4 protein-coding genes are annotated in these 5557 nt (G+C 59.8%); 2 read left to right on the top strand and 2 right to left on the bottom strand.

What is annotated here, in order from left to right:
* Together ACRESD_RS12230 and ACRESD_RS12235 are read right to left on the bottom strand one after the other, a co-directional pair.
* Positions 1-2133, bottom strand: a 2133-nt coding sequence (locus ACRESD_RS12230; protein ID WP_431751133.1) for a dermonecrotic toxin domain-containing protein, incomplete at its 3' end; no start/stop codon positions are given.
* A 75-nt stretch (positions 2134-2208) separates the two neighbouring features.
* Entirely contained in the window at positions 2209-3834 is a 1626-nt protein-coding gene (locus ACRESD_RS12235; RefSeq protein WP_431751134.1) for an AMP-binding protein, read from the bottom strand.
* 159 nt (positions 3835-3993) lie between these two features.
* Here ACRESD_RS12235 and ACRESD_RS12240 point away from each other — a divergent pair, with 159 nt between their 5' ends.
* Both ACRESD_RS12240 and ACRESD_RS12245 read left to right on the top strand, forming a co-directional pair.
* A complete protein-coding gene (locus tag ACRESD_RS12240; RefSeq protein ID WP_431751131.1) occupies positions 3994-5157 on the top strand; it encodes an isovaleryl-CoA dehydrogenase in 1164 nt (387 codons plus the stop codon).
* A gap of 11 nt (positions 5158-5168) precedes the next feature.
* The coding region (locus ACRESD_RS12245) for a carboxyl transferase domain-containing protein (protein WP_431751132.1) at positions 5169-5557 on the top strand (389 nt) is incomplete at its 3' end.

The raw sequence follows: 5557 nt of genomic DNA on the forward strand, positions 1-5557 counted from the left end.
ATGACCTAGCTGGTCGATAGCCGCCTGGTACCTGCCGGCACACCCAGACCGCCGAAGCATGTCTTTGAGTAACGGCGGGGGCGCTCGATGCTCGATGAACACGCTACGCAACTCATCATCCGATACACCACTGATCGCCCTCGCCTGCTCCAACTGGGTGTCGCTCAGGTGGTCGACGGTATGGCCAATGCGCCGCAACAGGGTCTTGCGATCCCACGTCAAAGGTTGCTCGAATTCGTGCACCCAGGCACCTTCCCCATTGTGTCGAATACGGGGCGCATAACGCGACTCGCCATCGGGGTGCAGGAGCCTGAACTCATTCGGTTTGCCGCTGCTGCGGACCTTATAGTGACCACCGCCCCTTGCCGGCAGGTACAACGCTCCCTCGTGCGTATACAGGCCCTGCGTATGGGGTCGCTGCCCGTCGGGCAACGTGATCCGATGCAGGTAGTGCTCGGGGTTGAATTCATACAAGCGCGTACGCCCACCAAACTCCACATGCACGAGGCGCTTGATGAAGTCAGTGTCTTTGGCTGCCACCAGCACTTTGGGAACGGCCAGCCCCGCCAGGTTGAGCCCCACTGCCGAAAAATGTGCCCAGGCGGTTCGGGCATCGTCTTGCGACCATGCCTCTATACCTTCGCCGATCTCGTAGGCCATCTGCACAGCCGCGACGACCAACATCGCCTCGCCGAGGAAAGGCAGCACGAACGAGGCAAGATTGAGAATATCCAGTGCACGACTGCCGAACGACCATAACCAGGCGTTGTAGACACGATCATCGACATCCTGGGTAGACACCACGCTGGTGCGAGCATTTTCCAGGGTCAACCGCATACGCCTTATGGCGCTGCCCGCCCAGACATCCCCCCAGGGTGGCGCGTAGCTGCCCTGACGATTGATCCGGCTTTTTTGTGCTGACGCAAAGTCCTCGTTGTCGGTGTACTGAGCGCCCGGGTCCAGAAAGGCCTTGAGTCGGGAGAAGAACGCATCCTGGCTGGCAAGCGGCACGAACTGGCTGAAGAATGTGCGGTATTCGACGCGACACAGGCGTGTCGTCAGGTGGTCGGTAAACGCTGCGATATTCTCATAGGCCTTGAGCGGATGAACGGGGTCACCCGGGATATAGACGAGACAGGGATGGGGCACCAATTCAGCATTTCTAATGTTGGAACGCCACACAACCGGGCCGATGATCAGGATGTTTTCGATATCGAAGGCGAGTAACCGAAACGGCGAAAACTTCACCTCCTCCCCTGCCCATTTGCCCTGTGACTGGTTTCGCAAAAGATCGCTGATCAATTGGTGGCCGTCTGGCTGGATATCCCCCTTCATCAAGGCAATCTCTGCGGCTAATTCCAACTGATGCCGGTGGCTGAGGATCAGGGTGCTGTACAGCTTGCCAATACCCGCTTCCGTGGTAGTGATACGAATCCGGCTGTTGATGAAGGTGCGCAAGTACTCGTAGTAGGAACTGCCCAGGTCCAGCTCCCGGCACAGTGTCGCAAACTCATGAGCCTTGATGCCCAGCTTGACGGATTGAACGTTGCCTGGAGGGTGAGTTCGGGTGCTTGAATAACGGTAAAAGTTGTAATGGGTGATCAAGTGACAATCCGCGCAAACCGGCTCACTCGCCTCATCCTGGGTGAAGTTGTTCAGCGCCGCCTCCAGCAGGCTGGTACCTCGGTAGAAATAGAACTGCGAGGCCAATGGACTCGCGCGACTGGTCGAGACCTCATCGGGTCCGGTTTCGCATTCTTTCTGTTCCATTTTGCGGGCATAAAATACCTTTCGGGTATCCAGGCGTTGCCCGAACTTCTTTTCAATCGCGGCCGCCAGCAACGGCTCGGCATACGCTGCCGGGCCTTTCAATTCCTTGAACATCTGATCGACTTGATTCAAGGATCGCCTGCTGCGCACATGGACCGCACTCGTGCGCTCCTTCGCAGCCCTTGAGGCTCTCTTGTACCAGTCTGGAATGTTCAGTTCCAAAGACGCCAGTTCGGTTTTGCGCTCATCCAGCGCATCGGTGTACCAGTCTGGGGTGTTGTCTTTGATCACGCGTGCGTGTGGACTTTGCTCGCTCCCTGGCGGACGTGCGGGAGGGTTAATGGTGGTGCTTGTCATCGGCATGGCCTTCAAGTGGCGAAGTGATTCACCACTTTAGGCACCCGGCCTCAACACAGAGCGGTAGACATGCGCTGCGTTTCAACAGTCGTCGCACAGTTCCTTGATGCTGATCTCGCGCATGCGGAACTTCTGGATCTTGCCCGTCACCGTCATGGGAAACTCATCCACGAACTTGAAGTACCTGGGTGTCTTGAAATGGGCAATGCGGTCCTTACACCAGGTTTGCAGTTCCAGCTCATTGGCCGCGTGGCCGGGATGGAACTTGATCCAGGCGACAATCTCTTCACCGTAGCGCGCATCCGGGATGCCGATGATCTGCACATCCGCCACCGCCGGATGGGTGAAGAAAAATTCCTCCAGCTCACGCGGGTACACGTTCTCGCCACCGCGGATGATCATGTCCTTGTTGCGCCCGGCAATGCACACGTAACCGTGTTCGTCCATGCTCGCCAGGTCGCCGGTGTGCATCCAGCCGGCGTCATCGATGGACTCTCGGGTAGCCTCTGGGTTGTTCCAGTAGCCGAGCATCACGCTGTAGCCACGGGTGCAGAGTTCGCCAATCTCACCCCGTGCAACGGTGTTGCCGTCAGCGTCGATGATCTTGTTTTCCAGTTGCGGCTGGGTGCGCCCAACGGTGGTGACGCGGCGCTCCAGATCGTCATCCGGACCGGTCTGTAGCGACACCGGGCTGGTTTCGGTCATGCCGTAGGCAATCTGCACTTCGCCCATATGCAGTTCGCTGATGACCCGGCGCATCACCTCGATGGGGCACGTAGCACCGGCCATGATGCCGGTGCGCAAAGTGGACAGCTCGAATTCGCCACGGCGTGGGTGATCGAGCATGGCGATGAACATGGTAGGCACACCGTACAGGCCGGTGGCGCGTTCTTCGGCGACGGCGGTGAGGGTCAGCAGCGGATCAAAGCCATCATTCGGATAAATCATGGTGGTGCCGTGGGTGATGCAGCCCAGGTTGCCCATGACCATGCCGAAGCAGTGATACAGGGGTACCGGGATCACCAGGCGATCTTGCGCCGTGAGACCCAGGCTCTCACCGACCATGTAACCGTTATTGAGGATGTTGTGGTGGCTGAGGGTCGCACCCTTGGGGAAGCCGGTGGTGCCGGAGGTGTACTGGATGTTGACGGCTTGATCGAAGTGCAAGCCGGCTTGGCGAGTGTGCAACTGCTCGGGCGGGATGCCTGCACCCAGGGCTGCCAACTGCGACCACGGTAGGAATCCTGCAGGTGGGCTGGGGTCGAGGCTGATGACGCCGCGCAGGTCGGGTTGCAGCTCCTGGAGCATGGCGTGGTAATCGGAGGACTTGAACGATCCGGCACACACCAGCCACTGGCAGCCGGACTGCTTGAGCACATACTCCAGCTCACTGGTGCGATAGGCCGGGTTGATGTTGACCAGAATCACGCCGATCTTGGCGCTGGCGATCTGGCTGATGCACCACTGGGCACAATTGGGCGCCCAGATCCCCAGGCGGTCGCCGATTTGCATGCCCAGGGCCAGGAACGCGCGGGCGTGTAGATCCACCGCTTCAGCCAGTTGCTGCCAGGTGTAGCGACGTTGCTGATGACGCACAACCAGCGCCTCGCCATCAGGGTACTGCGCAACGGTGCGATCGAAAGCCTGACCGATGGTCATGGCCAGTAAGGTCTTGTCCTGGGAGCCACGGCTGTAGCTCTGATGCAGTTGATCCATAACGACCCCTGTTGTCTTTTTTGTAGGTTGACGTAAACGTAAACTACGATTGACAGCCTCGCAAGGCAAGCTTACGTTAACGTAAAGGTGAGCGCCCTACTCCGGCGCCCAACCCACACAAAAACAAAGCTCACATAAAGGTGCCTGTCCATGAGTTACCCGTCCCTGAACTTCGCCCTCGGCGAAACCATCGACATGCTGCGCGACCAGGTGCTGTCCTTCGTGAGCAAGGAAATCGCGCCGCGCGCGGCACAGATCGACAGTGACAACCTGTTCCCTGCCGACCTGTGGCAGAAGTTCGGCGACATGGGCCTGTTGGGCATCACCGTGCCGGAAGAATACGGCGGCGCCGGCCTCGGCTACCTGGCCCACGTGGTGGCGATGGAAGAGATCAGCCGGGGCTCAGCGTCGGTGGCGTTGTCCTACGGCGCGCACTCCAATCTGTGTGTGAACCAGATCAACCGCAACGGCAACCACGCGCAAAAACTCAAGTACCTGCCCAAACTCATCAGCGGCGAGCACGTCGGCGCCCTGGCCATGAGCGAGCCGAACGCCGGGTCCGACGTGGTCTCGATGAAACTGCGCGCCGATAAACGCGGCGGTCACTACGTACTCAACGGCAGCAAGACCTGGATCACCAACGGTCCCGACGCCAGCACCTATGTGATCTATGCCAAGACCGACCTGGAGAAAGGCCCCCACGGCATCACCGCGTTTATCGTCGAGCGCGACTGGAAGGGCTTCAGCCGCAGCAACAAGTTCGACAAGCTGGGCATGCGCGGCTCCAACACCTGTGAGCTGTTTTTCGATGACGTTGAAGTGCCGGAAGAAAACATCCTCGGCGTACTCAACGGCGGCGTGAAAGTACTGATGAGCGGCCTGGACTACGAGCGCGTGGTACTGTCCGGCGGCCCTACCGGGATCATGCAGGCCTGCATGGACCTGATCGTGCCCTACATCCACGACCGCAAGCAGTTCGGCCAGAGCATCGGCGAGTTCCAACTGATCCAGGGCAAGGTCGCGGACATGTACACGCAACTCAACGCCAGCCGCGCCTATCTTTACGCGGTAGCCCAGGCTTGCGAGCGCGGTGAGACTACGCGCAAGGATGCGGCCGGGGTGATCCTCTACAGCGCCGAACGCGCCACGCAGATGGCCCTCGACGCCATCCAGATTCTCGGGGGCAATGGCTACATCAATGAGTTCCCTGCCGGGCGCCTGCTGCGTGACGCCAAGCTGTATGAAATCGGCGCCGGCACCAGTGAGATTCGCCGGATGCTGATCGGTCGCGAACTCTTCAACGAAACCCGCTGAAGGAGCGTGCCATGGCCACCTTGCACACCCAGCTCAACCCGCGCTCGGCGGAGTTCGCCATCAACAGTGCAGCGATGCGCCAACAGGTCGACGCCTTGCACACCCTGCTTGCCCAAGTGCAGCAAGGCGGCGGCGCCAAGGCCCAGGAGCGGCACACCTCGCGCGGCAAACTGCTGCCCCGTGAACGGATCAACCGCCTGCTCGACCCTGGCTCACCGTTCCTTGAGCTGAGCCAACTGGCCGCCCATCAGGTGTACGGTGAAGACGTGCCAGCCGCCGGGGTGATTGCCGGGATCGGCCGCGTGGAAGGCGTCGAATGCATGATCGTCGCCAACGACGCCACGGTAAAAGGTGGCTCTTACTACCCACTCACCGTGAAAAAACACCTGCGCGCCCAGAC

Origin of the sequence: Pseudomonas sp., from assembly GCF_050739995.1 — a bacterium.
Taxonomy (GTDB): Bacteria; Pseudomonadota; Gammaproteobacteria; order Pseudomonadales; family Pseudomonadaceae; genus Aquipseudomonas.